The sequence below is a fragment of the Arenibacter hampyeongensis genome, assembly GCF_002909255.1.
GTDB lineage: Bacteria > Bacteroidota > Bacteroidia > Flavobacteriales > Flavobacteriaceae > Arenibacter > Arenibacter hampyeongensis.
On record NZ_PIOB01000001.1, the window covers coordinates 502,311 to 526,272 of the forward strand.

Annotated in this window: 22 protein-coding genes; 18 read left to right on the forward strand and 4 right to left on the reverse strand. The window is 40.0% G+C overall.

Translation table 11 applies throughout. The features are described 5' to 3' along the window. From CWD91_RS01995 to CWD91_RS02005, 3 genes are read right to left on the reverse strand one after another with little or no spacing between them, the layout of a single operon-like run. A complete protein-coding gene (locus tag CWD91_RS01995; RefSeq protein WP_103439263.1) occupies window positions 1-2,343 on the reverse strand; it encodes a hypothetical protein in 2,343 nt (780 codons plus the stop codon). A gap of 48 nt (window positions 2,344-2,391) precedes the next feature. Continuing rightward, window positions 2,392-3,096, reverse strand: coding sequence for a formylglycine-generating enzyme family protein (locus CWD91_RS02000; protein WP_192877623.1), 705 nt, complete (start codon window positions 3,094-3,096; stop codon window positions 2,392-2,394). Window positions 3,097-3,107: 11 nt separating this feature from the next. Next, window positions 3,108-4,331 carry a hypothetical protein gene (locus CWD91_RS02005; protein ID WP_157943701.1) on the reverse strand — a complete coding sequence of 408 codons (1,224 nt, stop codon included), beginning with the start codon at window positions 4,329-4,331 and terminating at the stop codon, window positions 3,108-3,110. Window positions 4,332-4,843: 512 nt separating this feature from the next. On the opposite strand from CWD91_RS02005, the gene CWD91_RS02010 reads away from it, so the two are divergent. From CWD91_RS02010 to CWD91_RS02095, 18 genes are all read left to right on the forward strand, one after another. Continuing rightward, the gene (locus CWD91_RS02010; RefSeq protein WP_103439266.1) at window positions 4,844-5,188 is read left to right on the forward strand and encodes a rhodanese-like domain-containing protein; all 345 of its coding nucleotides are present in this window, start codon (window positions 4,844-4,846) and stop codon (window positions 5,186-5,188) included. A gap of 48 nt (window positions 5,189-5,236) precedes the next feature. After that, window positions 5,237-5,509, forward strand: coding sequence for a heavy-metal-associated domain-containing protein (locus CWD91_RS02015; protein WP_103439864.1), 273 nt, complete (start codon window positions 5,237-5,239; stop codon window positions 5,507-5,509). A 19-nt stretch (window positions 5,510-5,528) separates the two neighbouring features. Then, complete coding sequence (locus CWD91_RS02020) at window positions 5,529-6,539, forward strand: Tll0287-like domain-containing protein (protein WP_103439267.1); 1,011 nt, start codon at window positions 5,529-5,531, stop codon at window positions 6,537-6,539. 135 nt (window positions 6,540-6,674) lie between these two features. Then, a complete protein-coding gene (locus CWD91_RS02025) occupies window positions 6,675-7,277 on the forward strand; it encodes a TetR/AcrR family transcriptional regulator (protein WP_103439268.1) in 603 nt (200 codons plus the stop codon). Then, a complete protein-coding gene (locus CWD91_RS02030; RefSeq protein ID WP_103439269.1) occupies window positions 7,274-8,560 on the forward strand; it encodes a TolC family protein in 1,287 nt (428 codons plus the stop codon). Before CWD91_RS02025 ends, CWD91_RS02030 begins: the two co-directional genes overlap by 4 nt. A 1-nt stretch (window position 8,561) precedes the next feature. Beyond that, the gene (locus tag CWD91_RS02035) at window positions 8,562-9,464 is read left to right on the forward strand and encodes an HlyD family secretion protein (RefSeq protein WP_103439865.1); all 903 of its coding nucleotides are present in this window, start codon (window positions 8,562-8,564) and stop codon (window positions 9,462-9,464) included. Further along, window positions 9,461-9,844 carry a hypothetical protein gene (locus CWD91_RS02040; RefSeq protein ID WP_103439270.1) on the forward strand — a complete coding sequence of 128 codons (384 nt, stop codon included), beginning with the start codon at window positions 9,461-9,463 and terminating at the stop codon, window positions 9,842-9,844. Before CWD91_RS02035 ends, CWD91_RS02040 begins: the two co-directional genes overlap by 4 nt. A gap of 3 nt (window positions 9,845-9,847) precedes the next feature. Continuing rightward, window positions 9,848-10,324, forward strand: coding sequence for a hypothetical protein (locus tag CWD91_RS02045; protein ID WP_103439271.1), 477 nt, complete (start codon window positions 9,848-9,850; stop codon window positions 10,322-10,324). Window positions 10,325-10,359: 35 nt separating this feature from the next. Further along, window positions 10,360-11,283: an ABC transporter ATP-binding protein gene (locus CWD91_RS02050; protein WP_103439272.1), complete on the forward strand. Its 924-nt coding sequence runs from the start codon at window positions 10,360-10,362 to the stop codon at window positions 11,281-11,283. A gap of 41 nt (window positions 11,284-11,324) precedes the next feature. Next, window positions 11,325-12,059: an ABC transporter ATP-binding protein gene (locus CWD91_RS02055; protein ID WP_103439273.1), complete on the forward strand. Its 735-nt coding sequence runs from the start codon at window positions 11,325-11,327 to the stop codon at window positions 12,057-12,059. Window positions 12,060-12,069: 10 nt separating this feature from the next. Continuing rightward, window positions 12,070-13,176 (forward strand): ABC transporter permease, encoded by a 1,107-nt coding sequence (locus CWD91_RS02060; protein ID WP_103439274.1) that lies wholly within the window; start codon window positions 12,070-12,072, stop codon window positions 13,174-13,176. A 91-nt stretch (window positions 13,177-13,267) separates the two neighbouring features. Further along, window positions 13,268-14,389 carry an ABC transporter permease gene (locus CWD91_RS02065; protein ID WP_103439275.1) on the forward strand — a complete coding sequence of 374 codons (1,122 nt, stop codon included), beginning with the start codon at window positions 13,268-13,270 and terminating at the stop codon, window positions 14,387-14,389. Further along, window positions 14,389-15,129, forward strand: a complete 741-nt coding sequence (locus CWD91_RS02070) for an LOG family protein (protein ID WP_103439276.1) — start codon at window positions 14,389-14,391, stop codon at window positions 15,127-15,129. Before CWD91_RS02065 ends, CWD91_RS02070 begins: the two co-directional genes overlap by 1 nt. A 243-nt stretch (window positions 15,130-15,372) precedes the next feature. Further along, window positions 15,373-16,677, forward strand: a complete 1,305-nt coding sequence (locus CWD91_RS02075; protein WP_103439277.1) for a TolC family protein — start codon at window positions 15,373-15,375, stop codon at window positions 16,675-16,677. A gap of 75 nt (window positions 16,678-16,752) precedes the next feature. Beyond that, the gene (locus CWD91_RS02080) at window positions 16,753-17,832 is read left to right on the forward strand and encodes an efflux RND transporter periplasmic adaptor subunit (protein ID WP_103439278.1); all 1,080 of its coding nucleotides are present in this window, start codon (window positions 16,753-16,755) and stop codon (window positions 17,830-17,832) included. Window positions 17,833-18,098: 266 nt separating this feature from the next. Next, window positions 18,099-21,296, forward strand: coding sequence for an efflux RND transporter permease subunit (locus CWD91_RS02085; protein ID WP_103439279.1), 3,198 nt, complete (start codon window positions 18,099-18,101; stop codon window positions 21,294-21,296). 135 nt (window positions 21,297-21,431) lie between these two features. Further along, window positions 21,432-21,737: a hypothetical protein gene (locus CWD91_RS02090; protein WP_103439280.1), complete on the forward strand. Its 306-nt coding sequence runs from the start codon at window positions 21,432-21,434 to the stop codon at window positions 21,735-21,737. A gap of 21 nt (window positions 21,738-21,758) precedes the next feature. Further along, complete coding sequence (locus tag CWD91_RS02095; protein ID WP_103439281.1) at window positions 21,759-21,965, forward strand: YgaP family membrane protein; 207 nt, start codon at window positions 21,759-21,761, stop codon at window positions 21,963-21,965. 288 nt (window positions 21,966-22,253) lie between these two features. Here CWD91_RS02095 and CWD91_RS02100 read toward each other — a convergent pair whose 3' ends face one another. Continuing rightward, window positions 22,254-23,948 carry a SusD/RagB family nutrient-binding outer membrane lipoprotein gene (locus tag CWD91_RS02100; RefSeq protein WP_103439282.1) on the reverse strand — a complete coding sequence of 565 codons (1,695 nt, stop codon included), beginning with the start codon at window positions 23,946-23,948 and terminating at the stop codon, window positions 22,254-22,256. Window positions 23,949-23,962 lie beyond the last annotated feature (14 nt).

Sequence of the window (23,962 nt, forward strand, 5' to 3'; positions counted from 1 at the left end):
TTATTCTTTTTTAATAAGCCAAACATCGGTTACCCGGGATTGCTTTCTCCAGTTTAGGTGTTCCTCATCGGGTTTGTCAAAAGTGACTTTTAAATTGCCGTCCTTGATTAGATTTTTGGATAGGGGAAATTCTTTAAATTCCTCAAAGCCTTTTTCATATTTGGTAGGTTTTAGCCGTTCTCCGTTTGCCCTTAAAAGTGCTTCGCCATAACCTGAAACACGAATTAGGTAATTGGAATTTGTATCAAGCCCAGTATACTCCAATGCGGGGGTAAATTGGAATAATTGGGTAGACAAACGTTTTCTACTTAAACCATCGTTTTCCCATAGAAAGTCTATGGCATCATCTGTTTTTGAGGTTACATGTTTGGCATCCGCACTGGATATATTGTCGTAAAAGCTTCCCTCTCCTGGTTTTTCGTAGTTTCTGATAAACTCCAATCGCGCTAACTTTTCGGATTCAGACTTAAAAGCTTCAATTTGTTTGAATTCGTCTTCCAACCACCATCTATTGTTTAGGGGGTAATCTATAAAATCCAATATTGCGCCCCTTTCTGAACCACTTGCTTGATACTTTTTTACACTGGTCTGAGCTCCAACAGATTTAAATAGTTTTTCGCCATATTCAAAAACCTTTTCCTTCAACTCTTGTGAAACCAATTCGGTATCTGCCTTATTAATGTGTTGCAGGGCATCGTTCATAGCCTTATCTGCCCCAATAGCCTTTGCCTCGGCCAGTATTTCATAAGCTTCAGCTTCCAGACCTTTTTCATAGGCCAGACGGTCTTGGATATAAGCGTCGTAATAGGCGCGCATAATTAATTGTTGCCATCTCCAATTATCTGCCAGATCAGGATTGTTAACCTCCAAATTTTTCCAAAGCGCCAAGGTTTCTTTGATCGACTTGTTTTCCAAAATGGGTCCATCCCAGTTCTTTTCCAAGTCAAATATGCCTTTGGCCGCTTCTTCTGCCACCTCTGGACCAAAGAAAAATTGCGCGTATTCATGGATTATGGTTTTGGGATCTTTCTTGGAATCCCAACCCAATTGGCTCCATAGAACTTTATTTACATCATCATGGGAACCATCGGAATAGGTAATAAAACCATCGGTGTATTTGGTGTCCCTATTAAAAAGTTCTGTGTACATGAGTGGTTGTGGGTTAGAAGGTTCCCTGCCCAAGGTCAAGGCATATGCCTGGTCCCAATTGTCCACGGGATAATGGCATCTAACGGTATGGGTTATATCCGGATAAAAGCGATGCATGTATTTTTTTGGCAACATTTCGCGCTCCAGGTCAATTGGTGGGCTACTTGGTCCGTAAACAACGCCTTTTAACCAATTTGGACCCTCTTTGTCCAGGTAATCAAAAAAATAATCTACTTTTTCCTTATTAAAACCTTGTAAGGAAACCCAAATGCTGGCATTTGGATGGTATTTGTGCAATATCTCCGACAGGTCATTTAAATAGGGTATTAGCTGCTCAGGATGGTTTTCTCCCGGGTCACCACCAGGAACAAACACTCCATCCAATCTAGGACATTTTGCGTAAAAGGCCTCTTGCTCCGCAAGCCCATCCTGATGGGCGTTTTTTATGGTCAGATCATGTGGTGCCGGTGTCCAGACCCAATACTCGGCATCGTATTTTTCACATATTTTGCTTAATTCCACCTCCATGACCTGTGGATCCACTTTAAAGTGGGGACTTGAAGTGGCTTTCTGAAATGGAATGTTTTCAAAACTATTGGCGCCAAAAAGTACCTGTTCCCTAAAATGTTGATCAAATTGTTCCACTGTCCAGGAGTCCCATGAATTGGCGGTATTGCGATAGCCAAACTGATGTCCGCGTAGGGCGTATTCCGGGGCTTCGGAAAAATCAATGTTAGGGATAAGTGATATTTGGTCCTTACTCATTTTGGCGGTTCGCAAAAGTTTGCCAATTCCATATAGTATTCCTCTTTCATCCGCCCCAATGACCCATAGGGTGTTATTATTGCCATTGGTCTCATGGAAAATACGATAGCCTTCCTTCTTGAGCTCTTGCCCATCGTGACCATCCCTGGAAGGAACCTTTTCCCCAAAGAGTTCCTTTTCATTGGCCAAGGTAAGGGCAATGGTGGTCTTGGAATCCCAATTATTGTGTAATCCTAGTTGCAGATCGGTTCGTTTTGCAATTTCTTCCACAAGAATGTTTCCAGCTGTTGTCTGTACGGGAGAATTAATTTGGGGCGAGATCATGATATTTGCTTGGGAGAGATCCAAGCTTTTTTGGACTTCCTCAGTACAGGACAGCATTGTTCCCGTAATAAATAATACCAGCCAGATTTTTAGTTTAGTGTTCATTTTGTGCAACTTATTTTGATAATATCATTTGAGATAATGGGTAATTTTCTAATCTATGTCCTTTACACATCGTATTCCTACGGGATACACGTGTATTTTTTCCGGCAATACATAGTATCGTTGTGAGGTACGGATAAAGGAGTGGTTATTAAAGTTGGATCCCCCACGCATTACCTTGTAGGTTTCCCCATATTGTTCCATGGGGACCTTATTGCCGGGGTAGGGTTTATACCAATCTGCAGTCCACTCCCAAACACTGCCCGCCATGTCATAGCAGCCATAGGGACTAGCAGGTTTGGCAATAGATGTACCCCTGGTTTCTTTTTGGTCCCAAACAACATAGGTGTTGTCATAGGTATTTCCCCATGGAAATACCCGACCATCGATACCCCTTGCCGCTTTTTCCCATTCTTTTTCTGTGGGCAATCTTTTACCGGCCCATTGGGCATAGGCGTTGGCTTTGGACCAGGTCACTATTACGGCATTGTTCTTTTTTTCCGGAGAGAATTTAAAAGTGGGGTCAAATTTGGCAAATTCTGCATTGCTTACTTCGTACTTATCTATAAAGAATGCCTTTGTGCTGGCAATTTGTTGAGGGCGCTCATCGGGGTCACCATAAGTGCTGCCCATTACGAATTCTCCAGCAGGAACATAAACCATTCCTTCGGGTGGTGACGGTTTTTCTTGTCCAATCACATTTTGCAGGCTTATGATCAAAACTAGAAATGATAAAAAGGCTTTCATAGGCTTCATATTATTTGTGTTTACCATTTTTCATCAATTATACCGTAATACCTGCCAAACCAATAATTACGGATCATGGCAGCCGCGGTGCGTTCTTCCTCCGAGCGCACCATTTTGAAACTACCATCTTTTTGGGGGATTTTAAATTCTTTGGTGTTGCGCTCAAATCCCCACATGTCTTTGATACCTTGTTTTTTTTCTTCGGTAAAAATATCCTCCCCTGTGAGTACCTTATAGACCATCAAAAACCAAATATTACTTTCCCATGTAAATTCTATATCCTTCCAATCGTACCAATGGCGGTTTAAATTCATTCGGTATTTATTTAAAAGGCTGGGGTCGGTCTCTAATCGCATTATCATATAAAGGGAACGTGCTGCATGGTAGTCGTCACCAACATTGCGCCATTCTTTTGGAAAAAGTATTTTGGAATTAATTTGGTGGTCGTCATAATGATAACGGTCTATAAGCATATGATAAGCAGCATTGTAGCGTTCCTTGCCGGTAATATGATGTGTTACCTTAAGTGCGGCCAACATTTCCAATGAATTAAGTTCTTGGTGCGGTAGGTTAGGACAAAAATTGCCCCATAAGGTCATTTTACCGTCTAGGTCCGTAAGTTTAAAATTATTGTCCACTACCCGACCAATAAACCGGTCCAGGAGGGCCGCTGCTTTCTCTTTGTATTCCGCATCTGCACATAGCTCCCAGAAAGTTCCCACACCATAGAAAATGGAAGTGAATTTATCGGCACTTAGATCGCCCAGCCATCGGTAACCAGGCATGGAGGACGATTGGTGCCATTCATGGTACCAAAAAACTTCTTCGTGCCAAAGGGGTTCGTTGGTCCTATTGAAACTGCGGGCAACGAGTCCTTCAACACCGGTTACTTTTTCCAGTTTTAGGATGGCCTCGAAGATATCATTGGCTATTTTTCTGTCCTTTGGGTCGCCGGTAATTGCGTACTTATGGGAGTAAGCGGCCAACATTTCAGAAGTGGGATCAAGACAATCGGCCTGGGAACCTACTATAGGTTCCTCTAGTCCGGCCGGTGGAAAAATGACGTGTTGCATTATTGCCCCCTCGTTCCAATGGTTTCCCAGCATCAATCTATCAAACATTTCCACTTTTTTATACAAAGGGTCTGTTTTTTTGGGAAACTCATTCACTTTTTGTGCAAATATGTTAGGGATCGCAAAAATGGTGCAAACCGTAACCAAGGTCAATAAATGATATTTATGCATGGCCATTTCCTGTTTGTGAGCAATATAAAAAAGGGGTCATTATGCTTTCTGGTTTTATCTACATTTTATAAGTACAATAATATTAACTTATTTTAATCAATAAAACCAATAAAATATTTGTTTGGGTTAATATATAATGTACATTAAGTAATATATATTATGTGGTTATTAATAGGGGTGGTTCTTATGGAGGTCTTACAACTGTAGTATAATGGTTTCCAAGTTTTTCCAATTTTTAAAAATTGCTATTTTGGGGATGAAGAAGAAGGTTATGCAGCCTTAAATCGCTTTAAAAGTTCATGTGATTTTTTATGTATTCAGTAGCGGTATATTAATTCTTTACTTTTTTTTAAAAAAATGCCATGTGTAACAAAAGTTGCTGTGGACAATATATACCTAGCTTATCTTTACAGTATAAATGTTTTGGTTGGTTGTATGAGGAAACGGTCGTTGTAAAAGATGGCGGTTTCCTTTTTTAACATTCACGTATCAAAAATTCTAAATAAAATAATATGTCCATTTTTAGCACTCTTTTCGGAACAAGTAGAGATAAATCCGATAAAATAGAAATATTGGATCCGTCCAAATTTTCAGAAGCGATCACTGACAATAAGGTCCTCTTGGTAGATGTACGTACTGCCAATGAATACGGGTCTGGCCACATAAAAAACGCCATAAATATTGATTTTTTTAATTCGGGAAATTTTGAAAGATCCTTTGAAAAAATGTCCAAGGAAAATCCCGTTTACATTTATTGCCGATCGGGTGCAAGGAGTCAGAAAGCAGCCTATAAATTGGTAGGGATGGGATTTAAAAAAGTATATGACCTGAAAGGTGGTTTTATGAATTGGAGTTAACATAACCTTGGCCAATAGGATCATTAAAATTTGGGTTAAATGGAATCTATGAAATTTACACTTAGTGTTCAGAATATAAAATGTGGGGGTTGTGCCAAAACAATTACCACCAAATTATCTGAATTGGAGAATATCACAGATGTTGCGGTGGATGTAAACTCCGGAACGGTAACTTATGAATCCAAAGATGCTACTGCCAAACAGGATTTAAGGGATAAACTTAAAGCTCTGGGTTATCCAACAGTGGACGCCAAGAATGGCTTGGGAGATAGGGCCAAATCCTTACTTAGCTGTGCGACTGGTAGGTTGATGAAGGAATAAATTCGAAAAAATAGGCTTTATGAGATATCTATCTTTCTTGATAATACTTTTAATGACGCTGGCGAGTTGCAGGGATGTCAAAAAAACGGAGTATAAACCTGTTGAAATGACTACTGAAAATGGGAATGTTGATCAGGCAAAGATACATCCAGGTAAAAAGATAATTGAGGCAGAGTGCTATTTATGCCACAATCCTAAAGCATCCGAGGCCAGCATGATTGCCCCTCCCATGGCAGCCATTAAGAAACACTACATTGGCCCTACAACGACCAAGGATCAGTTCACAGAAGCTATAGTGGGTTGGATCAACGACCCACAGGAGGAAAAATCCAAAATGCCTGGTGCGCTAAACAGGTTTGGTATAATGCCCTATCAACCTTATCCCGAAGAAACCATAAGCTTGATAGCGGAATATATGTATGATAATGAAATTGCACAGCCGGATTGGTTCGATGAACATTTTCAGCGGGAGCATGGTAAAAGAATGGGCAAAGGTATGGGAAATGGAATGGGCCCAGGTTCCAAACATGGATTACAAACGGATTATGGCGATATAGGACTTGGTTATGCCTTGGCCACAAAAGCTGCGCTGGGGAAAAATCTAATGAAAGCCATACAGGAAAAAGGTGCAGATGGGGCGGTAGAATTTTGTAAGCTTCGAGCCATAGAATTAACAGATAGTATTTCTGTTATGAACAATGCCCAGATCAAACGGGTTTCCGATAAACCTAGAAATCCACTTAACAAGGCCAATAAAGAGGAACTGGGATATATAGCTTCCTTTAAGGAGCAGTTGGCTTCAGGCATGGAAGTGGAACCTCTGGTTATCCCGGGAAACGAAGAAGTAACGGTTTATTATCCTATAACTACAAACACCATGTGCCTCCAATGTCATGGAAAACCCAACGAACAGATCAAGCCTACAACCTTGGCCACTTTAAGAAAATTATACCCAGAGGATAAGGCTGTTGGGTATGATGTAAATGAGGTTCGCGGAATTTGGAGTGTGGTTTTTGATAAAAATAAGTAGGCCAATCCCAAATTCGCTAATATATTATCTACAAGGTTCATTTCCCACTTGAAAAAGGAAGATTTAAAGCCTACTTTTTGTTGAACGCAAAAAAATTTGTACATTTATTAACCATATGGTTAAACTATTTAGTTAATGAAAGATCAGAGTACAGAAGAAAATATATTAAATGCCGCGATAAGTGTATTCCAAAAGAAAGGTATGGCGGGTGCGCGTATGCAGGAAATTGCGGATGAAGCAAAAATCAACAAGGCCATGTTGCACTACTACTACAAAAACAAGCAAAAATTGTTCGAGGCGGTCTTTAGGCAGGCCTTTGAAAAATTTGCTCCCCATATCAACGAGGTTTTTAATTCCGACAAAAGCGTTTTTGAAAAAATAATAAAATTTACAGATAGCTATATTTCCTTTGTCATGGAGAACCCATACCTGCCCAACTTTCTGATTCAGGAAATTAATAACAATACGGAGTTTGCCAATTTATTTTTTGGCTCCGAAATCGCACCCAACCCTATTCGCTTTGAAAAGCAGATAGAAGAGGAAATAGAGAAGGGAATTATAAAACCCATAGACCCAAAACAATTATTGTTAAACCTTTTTTCCTTGACCGCATTTTCCTTTGTAGGAACTGGCCTGGTCCGCGGAATATTGAATTTGGATGAAAAAAAATTTAAAACCATGATGGAGGAACGTAAGATTATGATTCCCGAGCTTTTAATTAATTCAATTAAAAAATGAAAAGACTTTTTTTAATCTTAATATTCGCTATACCTATTGCCACTTTGGCCCAACAAACGCTTAGGTTGGAGCAATGTTTTGATCTTGTTACCGATAATTATCCATTGGCAAAACAGTCTGGCTTATTGGAAAACCAAGTGCAACTCGACATTGATGCCCTAAGAACGGGAAATTTGCCTAAACTGGATTTGAATGCACAGGCCACCTACCAGTCCGATGTAACAAGTTTGCCAATCCAACTGCCCAATATAACCGTAGAACCTCCCAATAAGGACCAATATCGGGCTACGTTGGATGTAAACCAAATCATTTACAATGGAGGTTTGATCAATGCCACATCCAAGGTAAAAGAGGCAGCGTTCAAGGTAAACCAACAACAGTTGGAAGTAAGCTTATACGGACTAAAAAGCCAGGTCAATTCCATCTACCTTTCGGTCTTATTGCTTCAGGAAAACCAGGATTTGCTTCGGGCCAAAGAGGAGCAATTAAAAGCGCGTATTGAAGATGTGAGGGCCGGCGTAAAATACGGCACTTTGTTGGCATCTTCAGAAAAGACACTGGAAGCAGAACTCCTAAAATTAGAACAACAAAACATCGAGTTGAGCTATAGTAAATCAGATTTGTTACAGCGCCTGTCCTTGCTTATTGGAAGGGAATTATCTTCAGATGTAAACCTTTTAAGGCCAGAGGTTTTTATACCAGAGGTAAATTCCCAACGACCTGAAATTCAGCTTTTCGACCTTCAAAAGGAACAGATCGATTACTCCTCAAAACTGATTTCAAAATCAAATCTCCCTAAAATAAATGCCTTTGCCCAAGGTGGTTATGGCAATCCAGGCCTGAATATGTTGGACAACTCTTTTAGGACTTTTTATATGGCTGGTCTAAAACTGAATTTGAACATTTTGGATTGGAACAAGACCAGGACAGAGAAACAATCCCTTGAAATAAACAAGGAAATAATAGATACCCAAAAGGAGACTTTTGAACTGAACAATAATTTGGAATTGGTGAGCCTTAAGTCTGAAATAGATAAGATAGATGCTTTGATTTCCACGGACAATGAGATTATTCTTCTTCGGGAAGATATCCTTAAAACAGTGGAATCACAATTGAAAAACGGTGTAATTACAGCCTCGGACTATTTAACCGAATTCACAAATCTATATGAAGCCAAAAGCAATCTGAATCTACACGAAACACAATTGCTGTTGCACAAAATTCAATATGAAATTAAGAAAGGAAGCTACTATAATAACGCATTTAAAACTGTACCCAATTAAAATGAAAAATCTGCAAATTATACTGATAAGCCAGTTAGTAATTCTTTTGGGGTCCTGTACCGGCAATGGGGATAAGGCCGATGGTTATGGTAATTTTGAGGCTACCGAAATTACCATTTCTGCTGAGGCCAATGGCAAAATTCTATTCTTGGATGCTGAAGAAGGAAGTCTGCTTGACCAAAATAAGGTGGTTGGGGCTATAGACACCGTTCAACTCTCCTTAAAGCGAGACCAACTATTGGCTTCAAAAAACACTATTTTCTCAAAATCCAGAAACGTGTTATCACAACGCGAAGTTCTTAAGGAACAATTAAAAGTGGCCCAAAATGATAAATCTAGGGTGGAGAACCTAGTAAAGGCAAATGCCGCAACTACCAAACAATTGGACGATATTAATGGGCAGATCGGTATAATTAAAGAACAGATTAAAAGTGTGGAAACCCAAAATTCACCTATAGTTAATGAGGTGAAAAGTATAGAAATACAGATACGGCAAATAGAGGATCAGATAAACAAAAGCATAGTTCAAAACCCTTTGAAGGGTACGGTCTTGGTGAAATATGCCGAACCTCACGAAATAACCACTTTTGGAAAACCCTTGTTTAAAATTGCGGATCTGGAACATATGATACTTAGGGTCTATATCAGTGAAAACCAGTTGGCAAACCTGCACATTGGACAGGAAGTAAGTGTAAAAATCGATGCTGGTGACGATATGAAATCATACCCCGGCGAGATTAGCTGGATTTCTGAAAGTGCCGAATTTACCCCTAAAATTATTCAAACTAAGGAAGAACGTGTAAACCTAGTGTATGCGGTCAAGGTAAGCGTTAAAAATGATGGCAGTTTAAAAATCGGGATGCCCGCTGAAATGTGGATCGGTACAAATACTAATGACAAATGAAAATAACTTTGATTATCGCGACAATTCTAGCCATCTTGATAGGAATCCTATCCATAATCTCAGGATCCATGGTACTTTTAGGGCTACGATCAGTGGATTATACGGTATTGATCTGGTTGGTGGTCTATAACGTGGCCCTTGGAATTATATCCATTTTGGTAGCCTATCAAATAGGTAAACAACATAGAAAGTCTAAAATAATGATAATGCTCATCCTCATATTGCACTTATTGGTGTTGGGCTATTTGTACTTTTTTAACGAAAGCGTAGCGGTAGAAAGTATCAAGGCAATGTCTTTTAGGGTGAGTATATGGGTAGCAATTCTCCTTTTGATCCTAATCAAAAATCCAAAAACAGTACATAACAATATCAAAAAGTGAGCTATGAAAACGAAAATCATCCTTTTTGCCATCCTATCCATAGGCTATTTAAGTTGCAAACAAGCGGTGAAGGAGGATTCCAAGTCCCCTGGAACCATTATAACTAAAACTGCATCGTGCAGTGAATTACAATTTAATGCAGATTGGGAAAAGGAAATGGCCATGAATAACGGACTTAAGTGGCAGGCAAATTTGGAAACCACTATGGGGATTGCTGCCATGTCCAAACTTATGGCTGAAACCAAAACCCTGTACATGGAAGATTACAGAAACTTGGGAAACGCTTTAAACGAGGTTAAAAATAGCATTGTCAAGGAATGCACCATGACGGGAGCATCGCACGATAATCTGCATGTTTTTCTACATCCATTGATCCAAAAGATTGAACTACTGCAAAAAACTGATAACACGGACACGGCCGCAAAAATCAAGGAAAGTATAAATGGGCAATTAAAAAGCTATTACACCTATTTTGATTAAGATATAACAGTAATTATTATTCAACGGTAAATAAAATGAGCATCATTCTAAACAATATCAGTAAATCGTACGACAAAGTAAAAGCTTTGGACGATATTTCCTTTGAGGTAAAACCAGGGGAACTGTTTGGTTTGATCGGGCCGGACGGTGCCGGAAAGACGACCCTTTTTAGAATATTGACAACATTGCTGATTCAGGATGAGGGAAGTGCTTCAGTAGCTGGCTATGATGTACTAAAACACTATAAGGACATTAGGAACCACGTGGGCTATATGCCGGGCAGGTTTTCTTTGTACCAAGACCTCACCGTTGAAGAGAATCTAAACTTTTTCGCAACTATATTTGGAACGACCATAGCGGAGAACTATGAATTGATCAAGGATATATATGTCCAAATAGAACCTTTTAAAAATCGTAGGGCTGGAAAGTTATCGGGAGGGATGAAACAAAAATTGGCGCTTTGCTGTGCCTTGATCCACAAGCCCAAGGTCTTGTTTCTGGACGAGCCTACCACAGGTGTTGATCCTGTTTCGCGGAAAGAATTTTGGGAGATGTTAAAACGGTTACAGCAAAAAGACATTACAATTTTAGTATCTACACCGTATATGGATGAAGCCGAGCTTTGTGATAGGATTGCCCTGATCAGTGACGGGAAAATACTCGAGATCAATACACCCGAGGCAATAAGGACCTTATTTCCAAAGAAAATTTATAAGGTGCGTACTTCCCAGATCTATCAATTAATTATGGACTTAAGAAGTTACCCGGAAACCCATAGTGCATATCCTTTTGGGGAATACCTGCATTTTACACCAAAGACGGCATCCTTTGTAGCTGAGGATTTGGAAAAATATTTAATACAACGAGAACACAGGGATATTGAGGTTATGGAGACCGTGGCAACCATTGAGGATACCTTTATGGATCTATCGCGGGCAAATGAATTGGTAAATAGATAGGCGACATCGCTTTAAAAACTTAAGAGCTCCTTAGAAGAAATATGAAAAAGGAAAATGTGATACAAGTTGAGAATCTGACCAAGATGTTTGGTGACTTCACCGCTGTAAAAAACATCTCTTTTGAGGTGGGTAGGGGTGAGGTCTTTGGGTTTTTGGGAGCCAATGGAGCCGGTAAGACCACCGCTATGAAAATGTTGATCGGAATTTCCAAACCTACACATGGCAAAGCCACTGTGGCTGGATATGATGTGCTTACACATGCCGAAAAGGTAAAAAGGAATATTGGGTATATGAGCCAACGCTTTTCCTTGTATAACGATTTAACCATAAAGGAAAACATCGTCTTTTTTGGTGGTATATATGGATTGAGCTCATCCACTATTAAAGAAAAATCCCAGACCCTGATCAATGAGTTGGGACTGCATGATAAAGCTAATTCCCTAGTAGGTTCCCTTCCCTTGGGATGGAAACAAAAAGTAGCTTTTTCTGTTGCACTCCTACATAATCCAAAAATTATTTTTTTGGATGAACCAACAGGAGGGGTCGATCCCATTACCAGACGCCAATTTTGGGAAATGATATATAGGGAGGCCAGCAAAGGGGTCACCATTTTTGTGACCACCCACTACATGGACGAGGCCGAATATTGTGATCGGGTATCCATTATGGTAGCGGGGAAAATTGAGGCTTTGGACACACCAAAGAACCTCAAAGGACAGTTTCAAGTGGATTCCATGAACAAGGTATTCTTAAAATTAGCTAGGAACATAGAATAATAATGATGAAATGAAGAGATTTATAGGATTCATCACAAAGGAATTTTACCACATTTTAAGGGACCGGCGTTCGTTGTTTATCCTTTTTGGGATGCCCATTGTACAAGTGATGCTTTTTGGTTTTGCCATTACCAACGAGATCAATAATGTGGATATCGCCATTTTAGATCATTCCAAAGATGTTAATACCAAGGAGATCATTAATAAAATAGCAGCTTCAAAATATTTTAGTATTAAGGGGTTTATAAGCCATGAAGATGAGATCGAATCTACTTTTAAAAAAGGGAAAATAAAGGCAGTACTCAATTTTGAAAAGGATTTTAGTAAAAATTTGGTCACCCAAAAAAAAGCCACCGTTCAAATTCTTACCGATGCTACGGACCCCAATACGGCGAATACCATAAGCAATTATGTAGGGTCCATTTTACAGAAATACCAACAGGAATTAAATAGAGGTTTAAACATACCTTACCAAATAGCACCAAAAACAAGAATGGTATTTAATCCGGAATTAAAAAGTGTTTATATGTTTGTTCCAGGGGTTATGACTATAATATTGATGTTGGTATCTGCTATGATGACCTCGATATCCATTACCAAGGAGAAAGAGTTGGGAACCATGGAAATTTTATTGGTTTCTCCTTTAAATCCATTTCAAGTTATTGTGGGCAAGGTGGTTCCATATATTTTACTTTCCATTATAAATGCTACGGTTATTATTCTTTTGAGCATTTTTGTTTTTAAAATGCCGGTGCAGGGCAGTCTGTTTTTATTAGGGATGGAGAGTACCTTATTTATAGTAAATGCCCTGTCGCTCGGGATTTTGATTTCCACTATTTCTTCCACACAACAGGCAGCTATGATGATTTCTTTAATGGGGCTAATGCTCCCCGTTATATTACTATCGGGATTTATTTTTCCCATCTCCAGTATGCCCTTGCCCTTGCAAATGATCAGTAATATAATCCCTGCCAAATGGTTTATAATGATCCTAAAAGGCATTATGCTCAAAGGAGTGGGATTGGCTTATGTTTGGAAAGAAACCTTAATATTAATTGGGATGACCATATTTTTTATTGGCTTGAGCGTAAAAAAATATAAAATAAGATTGGAGTGAAAGAAATTTGGCAGGTAGTTAAGGCTTTAAAAATCATTTTAAATTTCTTAATCTCAATACTAACTTCTCAATTCTTAATGCTAAAAAGAATATGAACATCATCCGCTATATCATCCAAAAGGAATTTAAACAGATCTTTAGAAATAAGGCAATGCTCCCTATTATTTTTGTTTTGCCGTTGATTCAACTTATCATCTTATCCAATGCGGCCACTTTTGAAGTGAAAAATATAAAGCTTGCCTTTGTTGATAACGATAAGACTTCCGGTTCAAGGGAGTTGGTGGAAAAATTTGAAGCGTCCTCTTATTTTAATGTGATGGGCGACTTTCCATCGGAAAAACTGGCAAGTAAGGCAATGTTGAAGGGCAATGTGGATGTAATTTTAGAGATTCCACCTTATTTTGAAAGGCAACTGCTTAAAAATGAAAAAGCGGATCTGTCCGTTATAATCAATGCAATAGATGGTGCTGCTGCCGGGGTCGAAAATGTATATATCAATCAGATTGTCCAGCAATATAATAAAAAGGCACAGCTAGAATTATTATTCACTAACAGTTCGGGCAAGCAGTTGCAAAATATTGAGACCATTCCTTCCTTTTGGTATAATGAAACCCTAAATTATAAAACTTTTATGGTGCCTGGAATATTGGTGTTATTGGTAACCATGGTTACCCTTTTCCTATCTGGGATGAACATTGTTAGGGAGAAGGAAATTGGTACTCTGGAGCAAATAAACGTTACCCCCATAAAAAAACACCAGTTCATCATTGGAAAATTATTTCCTTTTTTGGTTTTGGGCATGGTATTGTTGACCGTGGGCCTTATTATCTCCAAACTATTGTTCCAAATTCCAATTGTGGGCAGTCTAGGTTTAATGTATTTATACACTACCATATATATTTTGGTAATTCTGGGTATGGGTCTGTTTATTTCCAATTTTACGGATACCCAACAGCAAGCTATGTTCATTGCTTGGTTTTTCATGGTTATTTTTATTTTGATGAGTGGTTTGTTTACTCCTATCGAAAGTATGCCCCAATGGGCGCAGGTTTTAACGGAATTTAACCCGATCAAATATTTTGTACAGGTCATGAGAATGGTCATGCTAAAAGGTGCCGGACTTTCCGATATTTACCCACAAGTTTTAAAAACATTGGTATTTGCCATTGCCATGAATGCTTTGGCGGTGATGAGTTATAAAAAAATAAGCTGATGGAAAATAACCATAACAACAATAGGTTACAGCCCGAAGAATTTCATTTTCTAAGTGGTCCGCTCTCTAGGTTTAAGGAACTGCTATTTACTTTTCGGGTACAATCTAGTTTTATCAGGGCTTTTAGGAAAATGCACTTTATTGGTCCATGTGTAACGGTTTTTGGTTCGGCCAGATTTGATGAAACCAATCCGTTTTACTTAAAGGCGGAACAAGTTGGAGCCGCCTTGGCCAACTTGGGGTTTACTGTTATGACTGGGGGAGGTCCTGGAATTATGGAAGCCGCCAACAAAGGAGCATACGAAGCCGGAGGTTATTCCGTAGGCTGCAATATAATATTGCCCTTTGAGCAAAAACCTAATCCCTATTTGCACAAATGGATCAACATCAGGTATTTTTTCGTGAGAAAATTTATGTTGATCAAATATTCCTATGCCTTTGTGGTCATGCCAGGGGGTATGGGAACATTGGACGAGCTATTTGAATCCATTACCCTGATACAGACGAAAATGATCCAAAATTTTCCAGTGGTCATTTTTGGGTCCGAATACCACAAGGAACTATGTGAACATATCCAGATTATGGCCAAGAATGAAAGTATTAGCCCAAAAGATATGGAGTTGTTGTTCGTTACAGATTCTGTTGAAGAGATGGCCAATCATATTAAAACCCATTCCATAAAAAAGTTTAATCTGGTAAAAAAACCTCAAAAGCCCAGTCGGTGGTTTGGGGAACAATAAGAAGATTTCTTATTTCAATTTTACCTTCACTTCAATACCGTTTTGTGAATATAATTGCTCAGGATGTTAAGGTTTCTGTCCTTGGCCTAATTGGGACTCCAAAGAAATGGTTTGTCAAAAATAAGTATCATCCAACAGATCCAAAAAGGTACTTCGCGCCCAGAAGTACCTTTTTTTGTTGGTAACATTAGTTACTGTGCAATCCTTTCTCTCCCCGTAATTTTGTCCTAAATAAATTGAAACATGAAGAATATCATATATATACTATCATTTTTGGGAACCATGTTCTTTGTTCACGCACAGGAAAAGGTGTTGATCAGCAAAGAGGAAGTGATGACCAAAGTGAGGGAAAACAACAATACTATAAAAATGTCCCAACAGGATGTGTTGGTCGCCAAGGGAGATTTCAATCAGTCCAATGCGTTGATTTTGCCCAATATAAGCCTATCCCATACGGCTATAGCTACTACCAACCCCCTGATGGCATTTGGTTCTAAATTGAACCAGGAAATTTTGACCCAGGCCGATTTTAATCCTCTTTTATTGAACAATCCCAGTCAGATAGAGGATTATGCCACCCTTATCCAAGTGCAGCAGCCTTTGGTGAATATGGATGGCATTTATCAACGTAAGGCGGCTAAAGCCAAATTAAACGCCATAGAGTTGAAAGCGGATAGGACCAATGACTATATGGACTTGGAGGTGGAGAAAACCTATATGCAATTGCAATTGGCGTATAAGTCGGTCACGGTTTTGGAACAGGCAAAAAAGGCAGCCCTAGAAAATAAGCGTTTGGCGGATAATAGTTTTAAGCAGGGGTATCTTCAAAAATCGGATATCCTAGCAGTTGAAGTTAGAGTGACCGAAATAGAGAATCAGTTGCAATACGCCAAGAGCAATGTCCATAATGTCTCCAATTATCTATCCGTTTTAATGAATGATGACAGCTATGTCCTTTTACAACCAACGGACTCCTTGACCTTTGTGTTCAGTGATATGAATGCTGAAGGATTACCGGAAAATAGAAAGGATTTACAAGCCATGTCCTTGTCCAGTGAGGCATACCAACAAATGTACAGGGCAGATAAAATGAGTTTCCTTCCTAGCTTAAATGCCTTTGGAACCTATGAATTGCACGATGATCAAGTTTTTCAGGGAAAGGCCAATGGATATTTGATCGGGGCAGAATTAAAATGGAACATTTTTGAAGGCAGCAAACGTTTTGGAAAGGTCCAAAAAAGTAGGGCCGAATATGAAAAATCCAAATTGGAACTACATCAATATAAGGCTGAGAGTCAAGTAGAATTGAATAGGGCAATACGGTTGTTACAAGATGCCAAAAATAATTTGGAGCTTACTTCCCTGGCCTTACAACAGTCCAAAGAATCCCTTCGCATAAGAACCAACAGGTTTAAACAAGGCTTGGAAAAAACGACGGATCTATTAAATACCGAAACACAATTCTCACAAAAGAGATTGGAATATTACACTACCATTTTTAACTATAACTATGCCTTGGCCTATGTTAAGTTCTTGACCAAGGAATAATACGCCTAAGGCATTCAATATAAGAAACCATAAAAAGGAAGTTTTGCTTCCAGCACTAAAAATTAAAAGAAAAACATGCAAACAAAATTATACCTAGTAGCACTCATTACCCTAGTCATAACTATTTCCAGTTGTGGGAACGAGGACAAAAAGGCGATGCCGGATAATTCTCCCGCTGTTGTCGTTAAAGTGAATACGGTTTCTGAACAGAGCGGGGGCACGTTCCTTTCCGCCAGCGGCAAAATAGAGGCGGTGAACAGTGCCAACCTCAGTACCCGAATGATGGGGTATGTAGATAAAATATATGTTCAAGTGGGGGATAAAGTTAATAGTGGTCAGCTATTGATAAGCATAAACAATGCCGATATATCTGCTAAACTGGCTCAGGTAAATGCGGGTATTACAGAAGCAACCGCTGCTTTTAACAACGCCGAAAAGGATTACAATAGGTTTACGGCCTTGTTTAAGGAGAACAGTGCTTCCCAAAAGGAACTGGACGATATTACAGCCAACTATAACATGGCCAAGGCGCGCTTGGAAGGAGCCAAACAAATGAAGAACGAGGTAAACGCGCAGTTTTCATATAGCAATATACGCGCCCCTTTTAATGGGGTTGTAACCAATAAATTTATTAAGGTTGGGGATATGGCAAATCCGGGAATGCCCTTATTGGAAGTGGAAAGTCCCGGAGATTTTCAAGTATTGGCCATGATACCCGAGTCTGAAATCCTTCATATCAAGACCGATTCAGAAGTTCTTGTCCTGATCAAGACCCTTAACGAATCTGTAAAGGGAAAAGTGGTGGAAGTGAGTACATCGGCTAAAAATACAGGAGGTCAATATATGGTTAAGGTAATGCTGGACAAATCCGAGTATAATTTGCTTTCCGGAATGTATGCTACTGTGCAATTTCCAACGGCAAAAAAGAAGAATACCAATAAAGTACTTATTCCTTTGGATGCCGTGGTTCACAATGGCCAGTTATCCGGGGTATATACGGTAAGCGAAAGCAATACGGCACTTTTGCGCTGGTTGCGGTTGGGTAGGACTTATGGCGATAGTGTTGAAGTATTGTCCGGACTTTCCGCAGAGGAAGATTACATAATATCTGCTGAGGGGAAGTTGTACAATGGAGCCAGAATTAGTATCCAATAATTGAAGATTGATAAAACAGATTTGCGTTAGGCCTGCCTGCCGGTTGGCGGGGATTGCAGAGGTTACCCCAGTATTTTTTAGCGGATTAAGGCTAAAAATGAGATGGAGTAAAAACGGAAAGCCCCGACCTGAGCATTTCTGCCTGATGTTCCCGCTAGGTCTTTAATCCTGCAAGGTTTTCAAAACCTTGTAGGTATAAGAAAAGACCTTGCCGATATGATTGTCATGCGAAGGAAACGCCCAAATACAAAAACAATAAGAAAAAGATGAAAGAAGGATTAGCAGGCAAGATTGCCAAAGCGTTTATAGGTTCCAAGTTAACGGTCCTTTTAATGATTGTATTCATGGTCATTGGGGTGTACAGTTCGTTCCTGATTCCACGGGAGGAAGAGCCTCAGATAGATGTGCCCATGGCCGATATCTTTGTGGGTTACCCAGGGGCCAGTCCTACCGAAGTGGAAAGCAGGGTTACCAAACCCCTTGAAAAGTTAATTTCCAATATTAAGGGAGTGGAATATGTCTACTCTACCTCCATGGAAGAACAGGGAATGGTTATAGTGCAGTTTTATGTAGGAGAGGATATTGAGCGTTCGTTTGTTAAACTCCAGAACGAGATCAATAAGCATATGGATGAAATGCCGCAAGGCGTTACTTTCCCTTTGATAAAAACCAGGGCAATAGATGATGTTCCCATGCTTGGACTTACCTTATGGAGCGAGAATTACGACGATTACCAATTAAAGCAAATTTCGCAGGAACTTACGGATGAAATTGAAAAGATAAACGATGTGTCCGCCACCCAAAAAATTGGTGGCCGAAATCGTCAATTGAGGGTGGTGTTGGACAAGGATAAATTGGCGGAAAGCGGATTGGATTTTCTGTCCGTTGCCCAAATGATCCAGGCCAATAACCAACAAATTAGCGGAGGTACCTTTGATAAGAACGATACGGAATTTATGGTAACCACAGGTAAGTTCCTGGAAACTGCTACCGATGTGGAAAATTTGGTGGTAGGCGTACAACAGAACCGTCCCATTTATTTGAAGCAAATTGCCAGTATACAGGATGGCCCCGAAATTCCCAAGGAATACGTTTCATTAGGTTTTGGCACGGGAAGTGAAAAAGGGGAAACCTATAAGTCCGAATATCCTGCCGTAACCATTTCCATTGCCAAGCGCAAAGGGGCGGACGCCATGAATATTTCGGATATTATTTTAGAGAAAGTAGATCATTTAAAAAAGAATCTTATCCCGGATGATGTGCATGTGGAGGTGACCCGAAACTACGGGGAAACAGCTTCCCATAAGGTATCGGAATTATTGATGCACCTGATTGGTGCCATAATCGCGGTAACCTTTGTTGTAATGTTGGCCATGGGGTGGCGTGGAGGATTGGTGGTGTTTCTTTCTGTACCCATCACCTTTGCCCTCACCTTGTTGAGCTATTATTTATTGGACTACACCTTGAACCGTATCACCTTATTTGCATTGGTTTTTGTAACGGGTATTGTGGTGGATGACTCCATTATTATTGCGGAAAACATGCACCGGCATTTTAAAATGAAACGCTTGCCGTTTAAACAGGCTGCCTTGTATGCCATAAATGAAGTGGGAAACCCTACTATTTTGGCCACTTTTACGGTAATTGCTTCCGTATTGCCCATGGCTTTTGTTTCCGGTCTAATGGGACCTTATATGTCGCCAATGCCAATTGGCGCTTCCATTGCCATGTTGTTGTCCCTTTTTGTGGCCTTGACGATTACGCCTTATTTAGGGTATATATTTCTTAGGGAGAAGGATAAAAAAGGAGAGGAAAAGGTAGAGAAACCTTTGGAGGAAACTTTTATCTATAGGATGTACCATAAGTTTGAAAGTCCTTTGATCGAGAACAAGAAGAAACGTTGGTTGTTTTTAGGAATTACATTTTTGTTGTTATTGGGGTCCATTGGGATGTTCTTTACCAAATCGGTAGCGGTTAAAATGTTGCCGTTCGACAACAAAAACGAATTTCAGGTGGTAATAGACATGCCCGAGGGGACTACTTTAGAACGTACGGGGGTGGTAGCTAGGGAGATTGCCCAGTATTTAAATACCCGTCCCGAAGTGGTAAACTACCAAAGTTATGTGGGGACATCGGCTCCGATAACCTTCAACGGTCTGGTCCGTCATTACGATTTGCGTGGTGGCAGCAATACAGCCGATATTCAAGTAAACCTTATAGACAAAGGTGACCGAAGTGCCCAAAGCCATGATATAGCCAGTTTATTACGTCCAGAGATTCAACGTATTGGGGAAAAGTTTAATGCCAATGTTAAGATTGTTGAGGTACCACCTGGACCGCCGGTGCTATCTACCATTGTTGGGGAAATATATGGCCCCGATTACGATACACAGATCGATATTGCGAACCAGGTACTGCAGATTTTGAAAAACACTCCTGACGTGGTGGACGTGGATTGGATGGTAGAAGCCGACCAGGTAGAATATGAGCTTATCATAGACAAGGAAAAGGCAATGCTTTATGGGGTGGCACCCGCGCAAATTGCCCAAACTATGAATATGGCCCTTTCGGAGAGGGCGGTTACCAATCTGTACGATGAAAATGCCTCCAATCAAATTGGGTTGATATTGGCTTTGGACGAAAAGGAAAAATCTACCATTCAGGACATTGTCCAATTGAAGGTGAAATCTGAACAAGGCAATGGGAATATGGTTCCTATAGCGGATTTGGTAAGCATTGAGCAAACCACTAGGGCAAAGAGCATCTATAGAAAAAACCAGAAAAGAGTGGTTTATGTACTGGCTGATATGGCAGGGGAACTGGAAAGTCCGGTCTATGCCATATTGGGAATGAGCGATAAGTTGAAGGCCATGAATTTGCCAAAAGGTTATTCCATTGATGAACTCTACATAAAGCAACCCGACTTTGAGGATAATTACACCGTAAAATGGGATGGGGAATGGCAGATTACCTTGGAGGTATTCCGGGATTTGGGATTGGCCTTCCTAGGGGTAATTTTCATTATTTATATTTTGATTGTGGGTTGGTTCCAGAACTTTAAAGCGCCAATTGTGATGATGGTGGCCATACCGCTTTCCCTGATCGGGATAGTATTGGGCCATTGGATGCTGGATGCCTTTTTTACCGCCACTTCCTTCATCGGCATGATTGCCTTGGCAGGGATAATGGTACGGAACTCGGTGTTATTGATCGATTTTATCAATATACGGCTGGCAGACGGGGTACCGTTAAAGTTAGCGGTAATTGAAGCCGGAGCCGTAAGGACCACCCCCATTTTATTAACCGCAGGTACAGTGGTCATAGGGGCATTTGTAATCCTGTTCGATCCCATTTTTCAAGGGCTGGCCATATCCTTAATGGGCGGTACTATTGTATCTACAGTGCTTACTTTACTTGTGGTTCCATTGGTGTATTACATGATAGAAAGGAAGAACTATAAGTAACTGAGAGGTTAAATGAGATTCTTATGCAGGTCCCTGAGCGGAGTCGAAGGGAGCGTTCTAGGAAATTAATTTAGTCCATGTTGGAAATGGGTATTAAAGTACAATTCATAAAAATGAAACTAAAAAACTAAAGTAATGAAACTACTTATAGTAACCGTTGTGGAGGAGTACGGAAAGGAAATGCTACAACTTTTTAAAAAAGCCAATATTGAGAGCTTTAGTGGTTCCGAAATTGATGGGTATATGAATCCGGCGACGGTTCTAATGTCATCAAACTGGTTCCCAAGTGAAAAGGCGGGTATAGAATCTAATATGTTCTTTTCCTTTACTACGGAAGAAAATATTGAAATTCTTTTTGAACTTATTTCATCGTTCAATACTAATTTGGAAACCAATAATCCCATAAGGGCTGCAGTGGTTCCAATAGAAAAATTCATTTAATAACCTTAAAAAAATAATACTATGATCAACAGATATATTAGGGCAATTGCCGGGGCTTTTATCATTATAAGTGTGGTATTGGCTATGTACGTAAATATAAACTGGCTGTGGTTTACCCTTTTTGTAGGGGCCAACCTTTTACAATCCGCCTTTACCCAATGGTGCCTTATGGAGAAGATTTTATTTAAATTGGGGGTGAAGAAAGAAGGAGACAGCTGTACAGTATAAGGGTCCAAATTCAATCAATTGTGAACTGTCCTTGACTTAGGGGGTATGCTTCTTTACAACGTGAATTGTTATAATTGTAATCTCTGTATAGATGCCATAATTTACCTCTGGCGAGAATCCCTTATGATGTGCTTTAACCCTACGATTTGGTGCCGGTAAAAGACTAAGTTGAGAGGAAGGAACTACTATCTTAATCCGTTTTAGGCGGGGTGTAATAAAAAATGCCCTGGTAAACCAGGGCATTTTAAAAACTAACTCAAAACTCAATAAATAAAAAACTCAATTTTTTTACCAAGGCTTAGTTACTCCTTGTACAATCCAAGGTTTGGACCAAGGAGTGTCGTTTTCGAATTTTCCAGGCACATCGTTTGTGTGGCTGGTGGTTTCCAATGAAGATAATGCCGCATTGTAATTATCTTCATTAATATTCCTTTCTTCATCAGGATACTGAAAACGAACCGGGATTACTGACGAAAGGGCAAAAGGTCCTGTCTGTAGATCTGGAAGGCCAGTACGTCTCCAATCCAAATAGGATTCAGAAGCGGTAGCAAAGTTGGCAATCCATTTTTGTTCCATGATTTGCGCCAAAGTACCATTATACGCTACGTCAGTGGTAGTTATATAACTATCATATTCTCCACCAATTCCCCATGTTTCCAAGGAGGCTCGTACTCCTTTGTTATAATTTCCTTCTGCATCAGAGCCCCAACCTTTTAAAGCGGCCTCTGCTTTTAAGAAACAAACTTCTGCATAGGACAGAACCCTAGCTTTTAAGAAATCACCACTAGCGTCTTTAAACTGATCGTTCATTAATGAAACATGTACATTGCCTCCACCTTGTACCGGGTTAGGGTTCAAGTTATACGTATATGGCTCCGATCCTTGATACGATACTGGGATACCCACATAGGTACTACTGGTATCTACTAAACTTAATCCAGCCAAACGATCGGCTTTCCAGGTAGTTTTGTCATATATCTTTAAACCATTACCTGCAAGAGTTTCTTCGTTGATATAACGTACTCCATCTACAACTACATCATCTTCTCCCCCAGGAACGTCTGCGGCAGCTACAACTTTAATTGGAATTGCCACAGGTGCAAACCAAACGGTGGCTCTTGGGTCATTAAGTTCCCTTAATCTATCAGTAAAAGTAGTACAAGGCTTAACACGATTGAAGGCAGATGCTCCTCCTGTTGAGCTGTTACTTGGCTGAGCAGTTCCATCAGATGTACCTGTATAGGCCAAAGCACACTCCTCATCCACACTGCTGATCAAAGGTTTCGCCAATGTGGCTGTTACCCCAGCCTGCGCATAAGATGGGTCTTTCTCTGACAATCGCATGTAATATCGCAGGGCCAATGAGTTGGCATATTTCATCCATTTTTCAGCATCGCCTCCAAAGAAAATATCTTGGCTGGCACCAAAGGCCTCTAGGTTACCCATATTGCTGGATATTGAAGCTGCAGCGGCCACAAAATCAGCAATAGCCCCTTTATAAACTGCTTCTTGAGAATCGTATCTTGGTAGAATAACATCCTCGTCAGCTTGTACGGCGTCAGAATAAGGTACGTCTCCATAGTAATCTGCCAAAGTAACAAAGTTCTGAGCCATTAATATTTTGGCAATAGCTTCATGTAAGGTATAACCTAATTCCTGAGACCGTTGTAATGCTAATTTAGCACTACGCAAGTTGCCGTAGTAGGTGTTCCATCCATTGCCATCCCAATCGTAATTGTTGTTACCCCAAGCATCTTTTTGGGTGTATTGAACAAAGGCAGATAGTTCTCCACTATAACCTTTATTACCCACGTCCAAAGCAGTATTCACCATCACTTGCGTTAATAGAAAACTTGGATTGCCTTGGCTAGGATCTACCCCGTTGGGGTTTTGGTTAATTTCTGTAAGGTCATTGTCGCACGAAGTAGCGGACAGTAGACAAACTACGAGAAATAGTTTAAATATCTTATTTATTTTACTCATGATTTTTTGTTTTT

Excerpts from the sequence above, each read along its gene's own strand:
- CWD91_RS02090 (WP_103439280.1), top strand. The coding sequence starts at position 21,432 with ATGAAACTACTTATAGTAACCGTTGTGGAGGAGTACGGAAAGGAAATG.
- CWD91_RS02100 (WP_103439282.1), bottom strand. The coding sequence starts at position 23,948 with ATGAGTAAAATAAATAAGATATTTAAACTATTTCTCGTAGTTTGTCTA.
- CWD91_RS02070 (WP_103439276.1), top strand. The coding sequence starts at position 14,389 with ATGGAAAATAACCATAACAACAATAGGTTACAGCCCGAAGAATTTCAT.
- CWD91_RS02025 (WP_103439268.1), top strand. The coding sequence starts at position 6,675 with ATGAAAGATCAGAGTACAGAAGAAAATATATTAAATGCCGCGATAAGT.
- CWD91_RS02080 (WP_103439278.1), top strand. The coding sequence starts at position 16,753 with ATGCAAACAAAATTATACCTAGTAGCACTCATTACCCTAGTCATAACT.
- CWD91_RS02085 (WP_103439279.1), top strand. The coding sequence starts at position 18,099 with ATGAAAGAAGGATTAGCAGGCAAGATTGCCAAAGCGTTTATAGGTTCC.
- CWD91_RS02045 (WP_103439271.1), top strand. The coding sequence starts at position 9,848 with ATGAAAACGAAAATCATCCTTTTTGCCATCCTATCCATAGGCTATTTA.
- CWD91_RS02060 (WP_103439274.1), top strand. The coding sequence starts at position 12,070 with ATGAAGAGATTTATAGGATTCATCACAAAGGAATTTTACCACATTTTA.
- CWD91_RS02030 (WP_103439269.1), top strand. The coding sequence starts at position 7,274 with ATGAAAAGACTTTTTTTAATCTTAATATTCGCTATACCTATTGCCACT.
- CWD91_RS02095 (WP_103439281.1), top strand. The coding sequence starts at position 21,759 with ATGATCAACAGATATATTAGGGCAATTGCCGGGGCTTTTATCATTATA.
- CWD91_RS02055 (WP_103439273.1), top strand. The coding sequence starts at position 11,325 with ATGAAAAAGGAAAATGTGATACAAGTTGAGAATCTGACCAAGATGTTT.
- CWD91_RS02010 (WP_103439266.1), top strand. The coding sequence starts at position 4,844 with ATGTCCATTTTTAGCACTCTTTTCGGAACAAGTAGAGATAAATCCGAT.
- CWD91_RS02000 (WP_192877623.1), bottom strand. The coding sequence starts at position 3,096 with ATGAAGCCTATGAAAGCCTTTTTATCATTTCTAGTTTTGATCATAAGC.
- CWD91_RS02005 (WP_157943701.1), bottom strand. The coding sequence starts at position 4,331 with ATGCATAAATATCATTTATTGACCTTGGTTACGGTTTGCACCATTTTT.
- CWD91_RS02040 (WP_103439270.1), top strand. The coding sequence starts at position 9,461 with ATGAAAATAACTTTGATTATCGCGACAATTCTAGCCATCTTGATAGGA.
- CWD91_RS02065 (WP_103439275.1), top strand. The coding sequence starts at position 13,268 with ATGAACATCATCCGCTATATCATCCAAAAGGAATTTAAACAGATCTTT.
- CWD91_RS02020 (WP_103439267.1), top strand. The coding sequence starts at position 5,529 with ATGAGATATCTATCTTTCTTGATAATACTTTTAATGACGCTGGCGAGT.
- CWD91_RS02050 (WP_103439272.1), top strand. The coding sequence starts at position 10,360 with ATGAGCATCATTCTAAACAATATCAGTAAATCGTACGACAAAGTAAAA.
- CWD91_RS02035 (WP_103439865.1), top strand. The coding sequence starts at position 8,562 with ATGAAAAATCTGCAAATTATACTGATAAGCCAGTTAGTAATTCTTTTG.
- CWD91_RS02015 (WP_103439864.1), top strand. The coding sequence starts at position 5,237 with ATGAAATTTACACTTAGTGTTCAGAATATAAAATGTGGGGGTTGTGCC.
- CWD91_RS01995 (WP_103439263.1), bottom strand. The coding sequence starts at position 2,343 with ATGAACACTAAACTAAAAATCTGGCTGGTATTATTTATTACGGGAACA.
- CWD91_RS02075 (WP_103439277.1), top strand. The coding sequence starts at position 15,373 with ATGAAGAATATCATATATATACTATCATTTTTGGGAACCATGTTCTTT.